General features: G+C 67.7%; 16 protein-coding genes and 1 riboswitch. Of the genes, 7 read left to right on the top strand and 9 right to left on the bottom strand.

Going from position 1 to position 15,178, the window contains the following annotated elements:
- Positions 1–5: 5 nt before the first annotated feature.
- Complete coding sequence (locus tag KVT32_RS09260; RefSeq protein ID WP_217618077.1) at positions 6–950, top strand: succinylglutamate desuccinylase/aspartoacylase family protein; 945 nt, start codon at positions 6–8, stop codon at positions 948–950.
- 40 nt (positions 951–990) lie between these two features.
- Here the strand turns inward: KVT32_RS09260 and KVT32_RS09255 are convergent, their stop codons facing one another.
- The 3 genes from KVT32_RS09255 to KVT32_RS09245 all read right to left on the bottom strand — a co-directional run bounded on the left by KVT32_RS09255 (position 991) and on the right by KVT32_RS09245 (position 4,166).
- On the bottom strand, positions 991–1,512 hold the full coding sequence (locus KVT32_RS09255) for a lipocalin family protein (RefSeq protein ID WP_056327573.1): 522 nt from the start codon (positions 1,510–1,512) through the stop codon (positions 991–993).
- An 84-nt stretch (positions 1,513–1,596) separates the two neighbouring features.
- On the bottom strand, positions 1,597–3,168 hold the full coding sequence (gshA, locus tag KVT32_RS09250) for a glutamate--cysteine ligase (RefSeq protein ID WP_152383261.1): 1,572 nt from the start codon (positions 3,166–3,168) through the stop codon (positions 1,597–1,599).
- Positions 3,169–3,200: 32 nt separating this feature from the next.
- Positions 3,201–4,166, bottom strand: a complete 966-nt coding sequence (locus tag KVT32_RS09245; protein WP_217618076.1) for an alpha/beta hydrolase — start codon at positions 4,164–4,166, stop codon at positions 3,201–3,203.
- 45 nt (positions 4,167–4,211) lie between these two features.
- Here KVT32_RS09245 and KVT32_RS09240 point away from each other — a divergent pair, with 45 nt between their 5' ends.
- On the top strand, positions 4,212–4,751 hold the full coding sequence (locus KVT32_RS09240) for a hypothetical protein (protein ID WP_152383263.1): 540 nt from the start codon (positions 4,212–4,214) through the stop codon (positions 4,749–4,751).
- Here KVT32_RS09240 and KVT32_RS09235 read toward each other — a convergent pair.
- Positions 4,741–4,944 carry a helix-turn-helix domain-containing protein gene (locus tag KVT32_RS09235; RefSeq protein ID WP_056327570.1) on the bottom strand — a complete coding sequence of 68 codons (204 nt, stop codon included), beginning with the start codon at positions 4,942–4,944 and terminating at the stop codon, positions 4,741–4,743. The genes KVT32_RS09240 and KVT32_RS09235 overlap by 11 nt on opposite strands.
- A gap of 207 nt (positions 4,945–5,151) precedes the next feature.
- Between KVT32_RS09235 and KVT32_RS09230 the strand changes: the two genes are divergently transcribed.
- On the top strand, positions 5,152–6,048 hold the full coding sequence (locus tag KVT32_RS09230) for an AEC family transporter (protein WP_056327569.1): 897 nt from the start codon (positions 5,152–5,154) through the stop codon (positions 6,046–6,048).
- Between the two features lie 56 nt (positions 6,049–6,104).
- Here KVT32_RS09230 and KVT32_RS09225 read toward each other — a convergent pair whose 3' ends face one another.
- The 5 genes from KVT32_RS09225 to KVT32_RS09205 form a co-directional block, all read right to left on the bottom strand.
- A complete protein-coding gene (locus tag KVT32_RS09225) occupies positions 6,105–7,112 on the bottom strand; it encodes an Ldh family oxidoreductase (protein ID WP_217618075.1) in 1,008 nt (335 codons plus the stop codon).
- A 34-nt stretch (positions 7,113–7,146) separates the two neighbouring features.
- On the bottom strand, positions 7,147–8,082 hold the full coding sequence (locus KVT32_RS09220; protein ID WP_217618074.1) for an NAD(P)-dependent oxidoreductase: 936 nt from the start codon (positions 8,080–8,082) through the stop codon (positions 7,147–7,149).
- Between the two features lie 38 nt (positions 8,083–8,120).
- Positions 8,121–9,134 (bottom strand): tripartite tricarboxylate transporter substrate binding protein, encoded by a 1,014-nt coding sequence (locus tag KVT32_RS09215; RefSeq protein ID WP_152383266.1) that lies wholly within the window; start codon positions 9,132–9,134, stop codon positions 8,121–8,123.
- Positions 9,135–9,290: 156 nt separating this feature from the next.
- Positions 9,291–10,466 carry a UxaA family hydrolase gene (locus tag KVT32_RS09210; RefSeq protein ID WP_056327565.1) on the bottom strand — a complete coding sequence of 392 codons (1,176 nt, stop codon included), beginning with the start codon at positions 10,464–10,466 and terminating at the stop codon, positions 9,291–9,293.
- 28 nt (positions 10,467–10,494) lie between these two features.
- Positions 10,495–10,776 (bottom strand): UxaA family hydrolase, encoded by a 282-nt coding sequence (locus tag KVT32_RS09205; protein ID WP_056327564.1) that lies wholly within the window; start codon positions 10,774–10,776, stop codon positions 10,495–10,497.
- A gap of 182 nt (positions 10,777–10,958) precedes the next feature.
- Here KVT32_RS09205 and KVT32_RS09200 point away from each other — a divergent pair, with 182 nt between their 5' ends.
- The 4 genes from KVT32_RS09200 (at position 10,959) to KVT32_RS09185 (ending at position 15,120) form a co-directional block, all read left to right on the top strand.
- Positions 10,959–11,714 (top strand): GntR family transcriptional regulator, encoded by a 756-nt coding sequence (locus KVT32_RS09200; protein ID WP_056327563.1) that lies wholly within the window; start codon positions 10,959–10,961, stop codon positions 11,712–11,714.
- A gap of 112 nt (positions 11,715–11,826) precedes the next feature.
- Positions 11,827–11,908: riboswitch (SAM riboswitch) on the top strand.
- Positions 11,898–13,154, top strand: coding sequence for a homoserine O-acetyltransferase (locus KVT32_RS09195; protein WP_175157386.1), 1,257 nt, complete (start codon positions 11,898–11,900; stop codon positions 13,152–13,154). (Overlaps the previous riboswitch by 11 nt.)
- Positions 13,151–13,765, top strand: coding sequence for a methionine biosynthesis protein MetW (gene metW / locus KVT32_RS09190; protein ID WP_056327562.1), 615 nt, complete (start codon positions 13,151–13,153; stop codon positions 13,763–13,765). The genes KVT32_RS09195 and metW overlap by 4 nt, the downstream gene beginning before the upstream one ends.
- 107 nt (positions 13,766–13,872) lie before the next feature.
- Positions 13,873–15,120: a muropeptide transporter gene (locus KVT32_RS09185; RefSeq protein WP_217618148.1), complete on the top strand. Its 1,248-nt coding sequence runs from the start codon at positions 13,873–13,875 to the stop codon at positions 15,118–15,120.
- Positions 15,121–15,178: the final 58 nt, after the last annotated feature.

The raw sequence follows: 15,178 nt of genomic DNA, 5'->3' as shown, positions 1-15,178 counted from the left end.
TCACCATGCAATTCAAGCTTCCCGTTCCCGACATCGCCGCCGAGCGCGCAGGCAATACCGACACGCCCGGCGTGTGGCACTTTGATTCGGGCGTTCCGGGACGGGCGCTCATGGTGAGCGCGCTGGTGCATGGCAACGAGCTGTGCGGCGCCTGGGCGCTGAAGGACCTGCTGGCGTCGGGCCTGCGGCCGCGCCGCGGCAGCCTGACGCTGGCCTTCTGCAATCTGGATGCGTTCGACCGCTTCGACGCGGCGAATCACGATGCCTCCCGATTCGTGCAGGAAGACATGAACCGCGTCTGGAGCGCCGAACGCCTGGACAATCCCACCACGCCCGACCGCCAGCGCGGCGCGGCGTTGCGTCCGTGGGTGCGGCGCGCCGACTGGCTGCTGGATCTGCATTCGATGCACGAGCCGGGCGCGCCGCTGCTGTTGACGGGCGTGTTGCCGCGCAATGTCGCGCTGGCCCGCCGCCTGAAGGCGCCGCAGCACGTCATCGTGGATGCCGGCCACAAGGACGGCGTGCGCATGCGCGACTTCGAGCATTTCGGCGATCCGGCCCGGGAAGACGCCTGCGCGCTGCTGATCGAATGCGGCTTTCATGGCGACCTGTCTTCGCGCGAGGTGGCGCGCGACATGGTGGCGCGGATGCTGGTGGAGTCGGGCGTGGCGGATCGGTCCGACCTGCCCGAAGGCTGGCTGCTGCCGGACCCTGCGCACCAGCGCGTGCTGGAGGTGACGGACGCCGTGGTGGCGCCGTCCATGAACGTGCGTTTTGCGGGCCCCTGGTCGGGACTGGAGACGTTCGAGAAGGCCGGATCGTCCATCGGCTGGGCCGACGAGCAGCCGATTGTCACGCCTTACGACAACTGCACGCTCATCATGCCGTCGCTGCGGCAGTTGAAGCCCGGCGTGACGGTGGTCAGGCTGGCCCGCGACTACGCGGGCTGAGCGGACCGCAGACTTCCGCGGTCCTTTACTTCCAGGGTCTTTACTTCTGCGGCGTGTAGCGCAGCTCGTCGAGCTGGTAGCCTTGCGCCGTGGCGGCAGCCAACGCCTTGTCCAGTTCTTCCTTGGGCAGTTGCGGCGAGCGCGACAGGATCCACAGGTACTTGCGGTCGGGCGTGCCGACGACCGCCCAGCGGTACTCCGGATCCAGGCCGATCACCCAGTAGTCGCCCTTGAACGGCTTGAAGAACGTGACTTCGAGCTTGGCGTTGTTGCTGCCTTCAACGACGGTGGCCGTGCCCGAGGCCGAATCGATATCCCCGTCCTTGGTGCGGCAGCGGTTGTTCACGCCGATCGTGCCGTCCGGATGCGCGGTGTATTCCGCCGTGGTGTCTCCCACGCAATTGCGCTGGAAGAACATGGGGAAGTTGGCGATTTCGTACCACATCCCGACGTAGCGTTTCAGGTCTACGGATTCCACGGTCTGCATGGGGGGCGGCGCGGCGTGGGCAATGCCCGCCACACTGGCCGCCAGGGCCAGCAGGAATGTTGCGGTGCGGCGCATGAAGAAAACCTCCTGATGTGACTGGTAAGGCTGGCGCCGGCCGCCGTATGGCGCGCGGCGCAACCCGAGCCCTAACGATACGCCTTATTTGCGCGGCGCTTTCAGCGCGGCGTGATAGCGCGCGACGTAGGTGTCGAAATCTTCAGTGTCCGACTGCTCCAGCCGTAGCTGTTCGGCGGTGGACTGCGCCGCGGCTTGCTCGTAGGCCGCGGCCACGTCGGCCGGCAGCGGTTCGGCGCGCAGGGCATCGGCCTGCTTGCGGCTCAGCGCCAGCGAGTAATCGTGGAACGAAAGACCGCTGTCCTTCAGGTCGGCCAGCAGGCGCGCGGACGGCGTCGCGTCCGGCTGGTCGAGCTTGGCGCGTTGGGCGGCCAGCGCGTCGGCGTAGGCGGTGCCGCCCAGCGCGCTGTCGTACAACGCGGCGTACGGCGCGATCTGGTCGAGCAGTTCGTGGCCCCATTGCGCAAGGCCGATCGACTGGCCTTCGCGGTCCAGCATGAGGCCGGGCTTGCGGCCTTCCTTGACGACCACCGAGAAGTTGTCGGCGCTGCGCTGACAGTAGCCATTGGCCGGGAAGAAGGGGCTGTCCGAGGCGGTGCAGAACAGGAGAAAGGCGTCGACGAAGCGCGCAGTGGCCGCGTCGATGCCCACCGGCGAATACGGGTCGATGTCCAGGCAGCGCACTTCGACGTACTGCACGCCGCGCTCGGCCAGCGCGGTGATGGGGCGCTCGCAGCGGCCGGTGGCGCGCTTGGGACGGATGCTGGAGTAGTACTCGTTTTCGATCTGCAGCACGTTGGTGTTGAGCTGGATCCATTCACCGTTGCGATGCGTGCCGATCTTCTGGTATTCGGGCCAGGGCTGCGTCACGGCGCCGTACAGGCGGCCAAGGAAGGTGTCCAGGTCGTTGTAGCAGAGCTTGAGCTGCGACTGCGCCTTGTTCTGGTAACCCAGGTCGCTCATGCGCAGGCTGGTGGCGTAGGGCAGGTACAGCGTGTGGTCGCCCAGCTTTTCCAGCTGATGGTCCTGGCCTTGCAGGAAATCGCTGGCCAGCGCCGGGGCCGAGCCGAACAGGTACATCAGCAGCCACGAGTAGCGCGTGAAGTTGCGGATCAGGCCAATGTAGCCGCGCGAGCGGCGGTCCTGCGCGGAGCCGGGCTGCGTGTCCAGCACGGACCACAGGTCTTCGGGCAGCGAGAAGTTGTAGTGCACGCCGGCGATGCACTGCATCGTCTTGCCGTAGCGTTCGGCAAGACCGCGGCGGTACACGTGCTTGAGCATGCCGGTGTTGGACGTGCCGTACCAGGCGATGGGGATGTCAGGCTCCGGCGGCAGCGTGGCCGGCATGGACTGGTTCCAGATCAGCTCGTGGTCCAGCACGCCGTAGACATGGCGGTGCGTATCGGCAAGCTCGGCCAGCAACGCGTCCACGTCCTGGTGCGTGCCCGTGATGAGTTCGAGCAGCGATTCGGAATAATCGGTGGTGACGTGTTCGTTGGTCAGCGCCGAGCCCAGCCCGGCGGGGTGCGGCGTGCGGGCCAGGATGCCCTGTTCGTCCACGCGCAGGCCTTCTTTCTCGATGCCCCGCAGGGTCTGGGTCAGCAGCGAGCGGTTGGCCTCTAGGCGGGCGAGGCGGTTGGCGGCAGTATCGGTCACGGATTGTTCTCGTTGGGGGCTGTCGCCGGATTTTACGGGGTGCTGGCCTCCTGTGCTTCGGGAACCAGTACTGGGGACAGGGACAATGCCTGGGCGGTGCGCGCCAGCCATTCGTCCAGGTCAGCATAGACCGGATCGGCGATGGGGGCGGCTTCGTTGAAGATCTCGTGCCAGGCCGTGTCGTACCAGCGCAGGGTAAGGAGTTCGGCGGGCGCCCGCTGGGCGAATTGGCGGCTGCCTTCGGCCGCCACGATGGCATCGTCACCCGCCACCATCAGCAGGGTGCGGCAGGGCAGCAGACTGGCCTCGCGCAGGGCCTGCTGGCCGGCTTCGTCGACAAAGCGCGCCAGGCGGCCGGTCATGCGGCGCCGCACCAGGGGATCGGCGCGGTAGGCCTTCACCACGGCCCGGTCGTGCGAGATGCGGGCGGGCGCCAGGCCGTGCGGCACGCGCAGGTCGGGGGCGTGCAGGGACATCCATGTAAGGGTGCGGCGCACCCACAGCGGCACGTTGACGGCAAAGGGCGGCGAACTGAGCACCAGGCCGTCCAGGTCGGCCAGGCGGCGCTGCGCGATGCGCACGGCGACCAGGGCGCCCAGGCTGTGGCCCAGCAGGATGGGCGGGCGGCCGCAGCGCTGTGTCCAGGCGCGCAGCCGGTCCACGGCATCGGTGACCAGGTCTTCCTGGTCGCGCAGCGTGGCGGCATGCCCGCCCGAGCGGCCGTGGCCGCGGTGGTCGTGCGCGCCCACGTCCCAGCCCCGGGCAGTCAGCCAGCGCGCCAGCCGGTCGTAGCGCCCGGCGTGCTCGCTCAAACCGTGCAGCAGGTAGATGCTGGGGCGGGCCATCCCGGGGCCGGCCATCCCGGGGCCGGCCGTCTCCGGGCGGGCCCCGGAGTCCTCCAATCCGGCGATCGGGGGCGGCACGTTGGGGGCGGCGGGCCAGGAATAATTGGCGAGCGGGGTGCCGTCGGGCGCGGGGGCCATGGAAATCGGCGACAATTTCTGAATTCCTCGAAATGACTGGACCCTGTGGGTTCTCGGGTAATGACGATTTCATCGCTGTTTCGTTTCATGTTCAAGAAAGCGGGCGTTTTTTTGGCGCTGGCGCTGGCGTTGACGGCTTGCTCGCCCAGTTACAACTGGCGCGAAATGGATGTGGCCGACGGCCACGTCCGCGCGGCGTTTCCTGCCCGGGTCTCGATCGAAACCCGCGATCTGAAGCTGGACACGCACGCCTTGCAGTTCACGCTGGCCAGCGCGACCGTTGGCGAAGCCGTGTTCGCCGTGGGATCGGCGCCCCTGCCGCCGGAGATCGCGGCCAGTCCCGCCGCCCGGCAGGCGCTGGGCATGGCCCTGATGCGATCGCTGTACACCAACATGCAGGCCCCGCCGCCCTCGGAATGGCCGCCGTACGGCGAGACGATCGAGGTGCGCGGCAAGGCAGTGGGCAAGCCCGGATGGCTGCACGCCAGGGTGTGGGTGACCGACTCCATGCTGATCGAGGCCGTGGCCGCCGGCACCGAGGAAAGCCTGCCCGCCGAGCGTGCGCGCGAATTCCTGCGGTCCGTCGTCATCAAGCCTTGAACTCGAGCAGCCCCAACCGCAGCGCCGCCACCACGGCAGCGCGCCGGCCCCGCACGCCAAGCCGGTTGCACGCGTTGCGCAGGTGGAAATTCACCGTGCTTTCGCTGACGCCCAATATGCGGGAGGTTTCCCAGCTGGTCTTGCCCGCGGCCGACCATTTCAGGCAGGCGGCCTGCCTGTCGGACAGATGCAAGGCGGCGCTTCGGACCGGACTGCGGTCGGCGCTGCGATCGGCGCAACGCGATGAGTGGGCAAGACTGCGCATCGGTGTGGCGGACATGGCGGCGAGGACGGGATGGCCCTTTTGTGAACAATGCGCCCATGCTGCTGCGACCGCCCCAGCGGGGACAAGCAATGATGCCGTGACGCATCAATCTTTTTATCTCTGACGGAATAGTCCATGTTGGCCATCGCGCAGTTCTACCTGTCAGCCATTGTGCTGATGCTGCCCCTGCTTTCCTGCGTGGGAATCGGGCTTTTCTGGGGCAAGCGCGATCTCCCCTTCGGCGGCAACTTCATCACCACGCTGGTGACGTCCGTCACCACGCCGGCGCTGGTGTTTCATACCTTCGTCACCACCCATCTGGACGACCGGGCGCTGGCCGACGTGGCCGCCGCAACGCTGATCGCCCTGCTGCTGTGCGCGCTGATCAGCGCGGCGCTGCTCAAGGCCTGGAAGCTGCCCGTGCTGAGCCTGCTGCCCACGGCGTTCCTGCCCAATGCCGGCAACCTGGGGCTGCCCATTTCGCAGCTGGCCTTCGGCGATGCGGGGCTGTCCGTCGCGGTGGCGTTCTTTGCCGTGAATTCCTTCGTGATGCACACGATCGCGGTGCGCATGCTGCCCGGCGTGAACACCAAGGGAAGCTGGAAGAGTCCGATCCTGCTGGCTTCTGTGGTGGCGGTGGCGCTGCGCCTGCTGAACATTCCGGTGCCCGCGTGGATCATCGAGACGGCGCGCATGCTGGGCGCGGTGACCGTGCCGCTGATGCTGTTGAGCCTGGGCCATGCGCTGGCGCTCATTCCGTCGAACGGCGTGCGCGACGGCGCCAAGGTCGCCGCGATCCGGCTGGTGGTGGGGCTGGCGACGGGGGGGGCGGTGGTGTGGGCGCTGAACCTGGAGCCGGTGCTGGCCGGGGCGCTGACGCTGCAGATGGCCATGCCGTGCGCGGTGGTCAGCTACATGTACGCGCGGCGCTACACGCCGCTGGGCGACACCGCGGCGGGCGCCGTGCTGGTGTCCACCGTGGTGTTTCTGCTGCTGGCGCCGCTGATGCTGTGGTTCACCCACGGGCATTAAGCACGGGCATTAAGCACGGGCATTAAACACCGGCATCAGGGCGCCCCGGCGACGGGTCAGCCCGCGCCGGCCAGCGTGCGCAATTGCGTCATCAGCGCATCGGGCAGATCCAGTCCGTGCTTGACGGCCTCGTCGCGCAGCTTGCGGCGGCGCTCGCCCGGCAGGCGCACGTCCTCGTCTTCAAGCATCGCATCGACCAGCGTTTCCACGCGTTCCAGGTAGACGTCGTTGCCCGCCAACGCGTTGGGGTCGATCGCCATGAACGCCTGTCCCAGCCGCGCCGGGCCGCCTTCGTCCACGAAGAACGACTCGTTCTCGTAGCCGAAGCGCGCGCCGGTCAGCGCGCAGGCCATGAGTTCCACGATGAGGGCCAGCATCGCGCCCTTGACGCCGCCCGCTGGCAGCATGCTGCCGGCCAGGCCCGCCTTCGGATCGGTGGTCGGCTGGCCGTCCGCGTCCAGCGCCCAGCCCAGCGGGATCGGTTGGTTGTCGCGCGCCGCGATCATGAGTTTGCCGCGCGCCACCTGCGACAGCGACAGGTCGATGACCAGCCGCGCGCCGCCACGGCGCGGGAAGATCGCCGCGATGGGATTGGTGCCGAACAGTGGGCGCTTGCCGCCCCATGCGGGCATGGCGGCGGGTGAATTGCTGAGCGCCAGCCCCACCAGGCCGGCGTCGGCCAGGGCTTCCAGGTGGTAGGCGGCCTCGCCGAAATGATGGCTGTTGGCCACGCCCACGAACGCCACGCCATGTTCGCGGGCGCGCACGGTGGCCTCGTCGACCGCCATGCCGCAGGCGGGGAAGGCCAGGCCGGAGCCGGCATCGATCAGCGCCGCCCCGCCGCGTTCGTTCAGGATGCGCGGCACGGCCGAACCGATGGCGCGGCCGGTGCGCAGGTGGCCGGCGTAGAACGGCACGCGCGACAGGCCGTGGGAACTGAGCCCCTGGCTTTCCGCGAAGACCAGCGCGCGGGCGGTGCTGTCCGCCATGACCGGGTTGGCGCCGGCCGCGGCAAGACCCGCCGCGGCCAGGTGTTGAAGTTCGTCCAGATAGATGTGAGCCATATCCTTCCTGTCGTGTGAGGCGCGCCGCGCCTCGTCAGCGTGCGCGGGCGTCAAGCGCCATTGTCACACCGGCGGCCACCATGTCGGAAACGCGCGTGTTGGCCTCTTGCGTGAGGCCGGCGATGTGCGGCGTGAGGATCAGGTTCGGCGCGTCGGCCAGCGGGCCGCCCGCGGGCAGGGGTTCCTGCTCGAAGACGTCCAGCGCGGCGCCGCGCAGCCGCCCGGCGCGCAGCGCGGCCGCCAGCGCAGCCTCGTCCACGATGCCGCCGCGCGACGTGTTGATGAGGATGGCGCCGGGGCGCATGCGCGCGATGCGCGCCGCGTCCAGCAGGTGACGGGTCTCGGACGTGAGCGGCACATGCAGCGTCACGACGTCCGCCTGGCCCAGCAGCTCGTCCAGGGCCAGCGGCTCGGCGCCGGCTTCCTGCCACGCGGGATGGGAGGGCGGCAGGGCCGCATCGCTGCCCACGATGCGCATGCCCAGCCCGCGCGCAAGCTGGGCTGCCAGCCGGCCGATGCCCCCGAATCCCACCACGCCCAGCGTGCGGCCGTGCGCCTCCAGCCCCTGCGACAGCGCGGTGCGCGGCCAGGTGCCGGCCGCGACAGCCGCCGTGGACGCATAGGCGCCGCGCAACAGCGACAGCATGGTGCCGATGACGTACTCGGCCACGGCGCGGGCGTTGGCGCCCGTGGCCGGAATGACCTTGATGCCGCGCGCCTCGCAGCCCGCCAGATCGATGTTGTCCAGCCCCACGCCCAGCCTGCCCACCGCAATCAGGCGCGGCGCCGCCGCCAGCAGTTCGGCGTTCACCTGGCTGCGGTTGCGCACGATGAGGGCGTCGGCATCCGCGGCGGCTTCATGCAGCGCGGCGCGCTGCTCCACCAGCTCGGGGGCGTAGCGCACGTCGAACCGTTGCCGCAAGGCATCGACGGCGGGCGCGTCCATGAACTCCGAAATCAATACTCGCATCTGCCGGACTCCTCTTTGTGGTGGGCAGGGCGGCCGCTTCAGGCGACCTGGATGTTGGCGTCGCGGATGATCTTGGCCCAGCGGTCGACCTCGGACTTCAGGTAAGCTCCGAACTCCTTGGGGCCACGCGGCTGCGGCACGAAACCCAATTGCAGCAGGGCCTGCTGCATGGCGGGCTGCGAGACCTGCTTGACGATGGCGTCGCCGATCCGCTGGACCAGTTCCGGCGGGGTGCCAGCGGGCGCGAGCACGCCGGTGAAGTTCTCGACGATCAGGTCCGGCAGGCCGGCTTCGGCCGTGGTGGGCAGATCGGGCAGGTCCTTGCTGCGTTCGCGCGTGGTGATCGCCAGGGCGCGCAGCGACCCGTTCTTCACATGCGCCAGCGACTCGGGATAGTTCGAGAACACCACATCCAGGTGACCGCCGATCAGGTCCGTGAGCGATGGCGCGCCGCCCTTATACGGCACGTGCATCAGCGGCACGCCCGTGAGCTTCTGATACAGCGCCAGCGTCAGGTGCGGCGGCGTGCCGTTGCCGCTGGAACCGGCCGACAGGGCCTTGGCCTTGGCTGCGCGCGCCAGGTCGTCCATGGACTTGATGTTGCTCTTGGCGTTGACGACCACCATGATGGGCGAGGACGCCAGCCCGGCGAGCGGCGTCAGGTCGCGGGTCAGGTCGTAGCCGGCCTTGCCCGCGAACAGCGTGGCGTTGGCCGCGTGCGACAGGGTGATGGCCAGCCACGTGTAGCCATCGGGCGCGGCGTGCGACACATGCGCCGCGCCGATGTTGGCGCTGCCGCCCGGCTTGTTCTCGATCACCACGTTCCAGCGTTCGGCATCCGCCAGGGCCTTGCCCACCTGGCGTGCGGCCACGTCGGTCAGGCCGCCCGGCGGAAAAGGCACCACGTAGTTGATGGGACGCTCGGGCCATGCGCCTTTCTGCGCCAGCGCCCGTTCCCACGGGGCCAGCGCACAGAGGCCGGCGGCGCCCAGGGCGCCCAGCAGGCGACGGCGCTGCGCATCTTTCAGGGGGTAATGCGGTTCGCTACTCATCTGTCTTCCTCCTTGGGGATAACGCCCGGGTAGGAATGCGTACGCCTTTGCTGCCGCGGACTGCGCCCGGGTCTGCAGGTTCTTGTCGTTGATGTTGCGATGATGCCGCGAGGGACGGCCGGCGCGTTCTCCTTGGCGCGCCGGCCGGCATGCGCGCTAGGCGCTTTCGAAGATCCGCGTAAGGACGAATTCGCGGTGGCCCAGGGCCTCGGCCGCGGTCCACCGGCCATTGGCGGTGGCCAGCATGCATTCCAGCAGCTTGTCGCCGGCCTGGTTCAGGTCGATCTCGCGCTGCAAGAGGCCGCTGGTGTCCACGTCGATGTGTTCGGACATCGTGCGCACCGTGCGCGGATTGGCGCAGATCTTGATGACCGGCAGGATCGGGTTGCCGATGACGTTGCCCTGGCCGGTGGGGAAGAAGTGCACGGCGTAGCCGGAGGCGGCGCACAGCGTGACCATTTCCGCCGCGGCCGAGGACGAGTCCATGAACCACAAGCCGGGGCCGTCGGGGATCTCGGCCTTGTCGATCACGCCGTCAACGCGGCATTTCTTGCCGATCTTCTGGATGTTGCCCAGCGCCTTTTCCTCGATGGTGGTCAGGCCCCCGGCGATGTTGCCCTTGGTGGGCTGGGATTCGGACAGGTCGCTGGTCTTCCAGCGGTCGATCATGGCCTGGTAGCGGTCGAACATGAACATGAAGCGCTCGCGCACGGCGTCGTTCGCGCAGCGCTCGGCGACGATGTGCTCGCCGCCGGTCAGTTCCGAGGTTTCGCCAAAGACCAGCGTGGAGCCCAGTTCATAGAGCTTGTCGAACGCATTGCCCACCGTGGGATTGGCGCCGCAGCCGGACGTGGTGTCGGATTCGCCGCACTTGGTGGAGACCCACAGATCGGAGATGGGGCATTCGCTGCGCGTGAGCGCGGTGGCGTAATGCACGTATTCCTTGGCGCAGCGGGAGGCGCGCATGATGGTGTCGTGGTCGCCGTGCAGTTCGATGGAAAAGCCCATGACTGGCTTGCCGGTGGCGGCAATGCCGTCGACGACGCGCTTGGTCCAGCCTTCCTCGATGCCGATCACGACCACGGCGGCCACGTTGGGGTTACAGCCGGTGCCGATCAGCGTGCGAAAGTGCAGTTCAAGATCTTCGCCGAATTGCAGCCGGCCGTAAGGATGAGGCAGGGCAAGGGTGCCCTTGATATTGTTGGCGACGGCCTCGGCCGCGGCGTTGGAGATGTCGTCCACGGGCAGGACGATGACGTGGTTGCGCACGCCGACGCGGCCATTGTCGCGGCGATAGCCTTGGAAGGTGGTCTGGGCAGTGATGATGGACATGGTGGGTTCCTGTGCGATGGACGGGCGCTTACCAGCGCTTGGTCTTGATGTTGTGCACGTGGGCGTGCTGGCCGGCCTTGATGGGCGCCACCACGCGGCCGATATCGACGCCGTACTTGAAGACGGTGTCGCCCACGGCCATGTCCTTCATCGCGACCTTGTGGCCGATGGGAATGTCCTGCGACGCCCGCACATGGATGATCTTGTCCTCATCCATGATCCAGGCGTTCAGCTCCGTTCCGGCGGTCAGGCCCTCCACCACGGCGACCGCCACCGTGTCCTTCGCATCGTGCAATACGGCGTGAATCATTGTCTTCCTCTCTGGGGTCAGGGCGCCGCCCGGGTGCTGCTTGCGGCGCGGATCACAACGGCCAGGAAATCTTAGGCCCGGCTTTTTTCAAAGTCAACTAAATCATATATATGAATTAGATGACTTGAGCGGGCGGCCGTTGCGCCGCTACACTGGAGGTCCTTGATTTTTGCGATGCACCCATGAACACCAGCCTGTCACCGACTGTGCCTTTGGGCAGTCCCTTGTACGAACAGGTCAAGCAGGCCGTGCTTGCCGCGCTGGCGCAAGGCGAGTGGAAGCAGGGCGAGGCGATTCCTCCGGAAAAGCATCTGGCCGAGCGGTTCGGCGTGTCGATCGGCACGCTGCGCAAGGCCATCGACGAGCTGGCCGCCGAGAACATCCTGGTGCGGCATCAGGGGCGCGGCACCTACGTTGCGGTGCATACGCGCAACCATCACTTCTTCAAGTTTTTTCGCATCGTCGGGCAGGACGGCAGCAAGTCCTATCCCACCACGGAACTGCTGCGCTTTCGCCGCGTGAAGGCCTCTGCCGTGGCGCGCGAAAAGCTGGCGCTGCCCGCAGGCGCGTACGTTTTCGAGTTCCTGAATGTGCTGTCGCTCAACGGCGACGTGGTGATGGCCGACGACGTGTGCCTGCCCGAATCGCGCTTTCCGGGGCTGCTGGAAGCGCACCTGCGCGAGCGCACCAGCACGCTCTACGCGCTGTACCAGGACCTGTTCGGCGTCAACGTCATCGCCACCGACGAGCGGCTGCGGACCTGCCTGGCCGAGCGCACGCACGCACGCTGCCTGGGCGTGGCCGAAGGCAGCGCGCTCTTGGAGATCCGCCGCATCGCGTTTTCCTATAACCGCCAGCCCGTGGAATGGCGCGTGTCGCGCGTGAACACCGAACGCTACGAGTACCTGGGACAGGAACCCTGGGAGGCCGGCGCCTGAGCCGGCCGCGAGGGGGATTGCCGTCTTGCGCGCCGGGGCAACGCGCAGTTGTCGCGGCCCGTGGGGCTTGCTGCCCGTGCGCCAAGCAGTGCTAGAATTCCTGCCGCACTATCCAATTTTCGGCGCCGATTTGCCTGATCCGCTTGCGGGCGCCTTCCAATAAATCCAGCTAAAGAGGTCCGTATGACCACTCCTGCCCAGAATTTGGCCGGTGATTCGGCCAGCGGGTTCGTTCCCGCAACCGTCACGACGTCCGATACCGTTGATCCCGGTTCGGTCGGCCTCGTCTCCCCCACCTTCATCCGTTTCGATGAGCCGCTGCCCTTGCTGAGCGGCCAGTCGCTTGCGTCGTACGAGCTGGCGGTCGAAACCTACGGCACGCTCAATGCGCAGCGCACCAATGCCGTGCTCATCTGCCACGCGCTCAATGCCTCGCACCACGTTGCAGGCCAGGCCGCCGACAATCCCAGCGACCTGGGCTGGTGGGACAACATGGTGGGACCCGGCAAGCCGGTGGACACTAATATCTTTTTCGTGATCGGGGTCAACAACCTGGGCTCGTGCTTCGGCTCGACCGGGCCGGCCAGCATCAATCCCGAGACCGGCAAGCCCTGGGGCGCCGCGTTCCCGGTGCTGACGGTCGAAGACTGGGTGCGGGCGCAGGCGCGGGTGGCGGACCACTTCGGCATCGAGCGCTTCGCGGCCGTGATGGGCGGATCGCTGGGCGGCATGCAGGCCCTGAGCTGGTCGATCACCTTGCCCGAGCGCGTGGCCAACTGCATCGTCATCGCCAGCACGCCGCGCCTGTCGGCGCAGAACATCGGCTTTAACGAAGTGGCCCGGCGCGCCATCATCACCGACCCGGATTTCCACGGCGGCGACTACTACGCGCAGGACACCGTGCCGCGCCGCGGCCTGTCGGTCGCGCGCATGATCGGCCACATCACGTACCTGTCCGACGACGACATGGCCGAGAAATTCGGCCGCGCCCAGCGCGCGCCCGCCGAAAACGGCGCCTACCGCTACGGCTACGACGTCGAATTCGAGGTGGAGTCGTACCTGCGCTACCAGGGCGAAAAGTTCACGCGCTATTTCGACGCCAACACCTACCTGCTCATCACGCGCGCGCTGGACTACTTCGATCCGGCGCGCACCACGGGCGGTGACCTGGCCCGTGCGCTGGCGCCCGCCAAGTCCAACTTCCTGCTTGTGTCGTTCTCGACCGATTGGCGCTTTCCGCCGGAACGGTCGCGCGAGATCGTGCGCGCGCTGCTCAAGAACGCCAGCCCCGTCACGTACGCCGAGATCGACGCGCCGCACGGCCACGACGCCTTCCTGCTCGAAGACGCCCGCTACCACGCGGTCGTGCGCGGCTACTACGAACGCATCGCACGCGAGCTGGGCCTTGAGGCTCAGTTGACCGAAGGATCTGCCCAATGACTCCCGTGACCCCTCGCTATGCCCACGGCGCGCTGCGGCCCGACCTGGCGCGTATCGCCAGCTGGATCGAACCGGGCAGCCGCGTCCTGGACCTGGGCTGTGGCGACGGCGCCCTCCTGGCGCATCTGCGCGATCATCGCCAGGTCAAGGGCGCCGGCGTCGAGCTCGACGACACCTGCGTGATCGCCTGCGTGCGCCGCGGCGTCGAGGTCATCCAGCAGAACCTGGAAGACGGCCTGGCGCTCTTTGACGACAAGCAGTTCGACACCGTCGTGCTGTCGCAGACGTTGCAGTCCATGCACCGCACCGAACACATCCTGCGCGAAATGGCGCGGGTGGCGCGTTACGGCGTGGTGTCGTTTCCCAACTTCGGCTACTGGCCGCACGGCTGGGCCATCCTGCGCGGCCGCATGCCCGTGACGGGGCAGATGCCCTACCAGTGGTACAACACGCCCAACATCCACCTATGCACGCTGCGCGACTTCGAACAGCTGGCCGGCGAAGTGGGCCTGCGCATCCTGGAGCGCGCCACGTTCAACGAAGGCAAGGAAGTGAAGGCGTTCCCAAGCTGGCGCAGCACGCTTGCGGTGTACCGCTTCGCATCCCCCTGACATTCCGACACGCATCCTCCTGACGGCACGGGGCAACAGGCCCTAAAATGCCGGCACGCCCGCGGCCAGCATCTGCAACGCCGCCGGCCTAGTCTCAGGAGACCGTCATCACCGCTGTATCCAACGTCTACACCAGCCCGCGCGTTGCCCCCTTGCTGGTCCTGGGCTTTGCCAGCGGGCTGCCGCTGGCCCTGACCAGCGGCACATTGCAGGCCTGGGCCACCGTCGAAGGCGTGCCGCTGCAGGAAATCGGTTTCCTCACCCTGGTAGGCACGGCCTACACCATCAAATTTCTCTGGGCGCCGCTGGTGGACCGTTTTGCGCCGCCGCTGCTGGGCCGGCGACGCGGCTGGATGCTGGTCACGCAGGTGCTGCTGGCGGCGGCGATCCTGGCGATGGGCGCGCTGTCGCCGTCGTCGGCGCTGATGCCGCTGGCGCTCTTGGCCGTGCTGGTCGCCTTTCTTTCCGCCACGCAGGACATCGCCTTCGATGCCTATTGCACGGACGTGCTGCGCAAGGAGGAACGCGGGGCGGGCGCGGCCATCAAGGTCATGGGCTACCGGCTGGCCATGATCGTGTCGGGCGGCCTGGCGCTCATCATGGCGGACCAATGGATCGGGTGGGGCAACACCTACATGGTGATGGGCGGGCTGATGCTGCTGTGCGCGCTTGCCACGCTGTGGGCGCCCGAACCCGAACACGTCGCGCGCGCGCCCCGCAGCCTGCGCGAGGCGGTCGCCGAACCCCTGCATGAGTTCTTCACACGCCGCGGCGCGCTGGCAGTGTTGCTGTTGATCGTGCTGTACAAGCTGGGCGACGCGTTCGCCGGCGCGTTGTCCACCACCTTCCTCATCCGCGGCGCGGGCTTCACGCCCACCGAAGTGGGTACGGTGAACAAGGTGCTGGGGCTGGCGGCGACGATCATCGGCGCGCTGGCGGGCGGATCCCTGATGGCGCGGTGGGGGCTGTACCGGTCGCTGATGGCCTTTGGCCTCTTGCAGGCGGTGTCGAACCTGGCGTACTGGCTGATCGCGGTCAGTCCGAAGAATCTGTGGCTGATGGCCACCGGCGTGGGCATTGAAAACCTGTGCGGCGGGCTGGGCACGGCGTCTTTCGTGGGCCTGTTGATGGCCCTGTGCCGCCAGCGGTTCTCGGCCACGCAATTCGCGCTGCTGTCGGCGTTGTCAGCCGTGGGGCGCACCTACCTGGCCGGGCCGCTGACGCCGCCGCTGGTCAATCACCTGGGGTGGCCGGGGTTCTTCCTGCTGACGGTGGTGATCGCCATCCCGGGGCTGGTGCTGCTGAAGATCCTGCGCGGCACGATCGACACCATGGAAAAGCAGGGCGACGCGTAGCGCGTAAGTTGAAGGCAGACCAAAAAAAGGCGGCGCGTGGGCGCCGCCTTTTGCTTGG

This window comes from Achromobacter sp. GbtcB20 (assembly GCF_019091095.1).
Classification (GTDB): domain Bacteria; phylum Pseudomonadota; class Gammaproteobacteria; order Burkholderiales; family Burkholderiaceae_B; genus Achromobacter; species Achromobacter mucicolens.
The sequence above is the reverse complement of the archived record's forward strand: the minus strand, read 5'-3'. Positions and strand labels throughout refer to the sequence as shown.

Excerpts from the sequence above, each read along its gene's own strand:
- KVT32_RS09205 (WP_056327564.1), bottom strand. The coding sequence starts at position 10,776 with ATGATTCACGCCGTATTGCACGATGCGAAGGACACGGTGGCGGTCGCC.
- KVT32_RS09240 (WP_152383263.1), top strand. The coding sequence starts at position 4,212 with ATGACGATTTCATCGCTGTTTCGTTTCATGTTCAAGAAAGCGGGCGTT.
- KVT32_RS09230 (WP_056327569.1), top strand. The coding sequence starts at position 5,152 with ATGTTGGCCATCGCGCAGTTCTACCTGTCAGCCATTGTGCTGATGCTG.
- KVT32_RS09210 (WP_056327565.1), bottom strand. The coding sequence starts at position 10,466 with ATGTCCATCATCACTGCCCAGACCACCTTCCAAGGCTATCGCCGCGAC.
- KVT32_RS09255 (WP_056327573.1), bottom strand. The coding sequence starts at position 1,512 with ATGCGCCGCACCGCAACATTCCTGCTGGCCCTGGCGGCCAGTGTGGCG.
- metW (WP_056327562.1), top strand. The coding sequence starts at position 13,151 with ATGACTCCCGTGACCCCTCGCTATGCCCACGGCGCGCTGCGGCCCGAC.
- KVT32_RS09200 (WP_056327563.1), top strand. The coding sequence starts at position 10,959 with ATGAACACCAGCCTGTCACCGACTGTGCCTTTGGGCAGTCCCTTGTAC.
- KVT32_RS09195 (WP_175157386.1), top strand. The coding sequence starts at position 11,898 with ATGACCACTCCTGCCCAGAATTTGGCCGGTGATTCGGCCAGCGGGTTC.
- KVT32_RS09220 (WP_217618074.1), bottom strand. The coding sequence starts at position 8,082 with ATGCGAGTATTGATTTCGGAGTTCATGGACGCGCCCGCCGTCGATGCC.
- KVT32_RS09225 (WP_217618075.1), bottom strand. The coding sequence starts at position 7,112 with ATGGCTCACATCTATCTGGACGAACTTCAACACCTGGCCGCGGCGGGT.
- KVT32_RS09215 (WP_152383266.1), bottom strand. The coding sequence starts at position 9,134 with ATGAGTAGCGAACCGCATTACCCCCTGAAAGATGCGCAGCGCCGTCGC.
- KVT32_RS09260 (WP_217618077.1), top strand. The coding sequence starts at position 6 with ATGCAATTCAAGCTTCCCGTTCCCGACATCGCCGCCGAGCGCGCAGGC.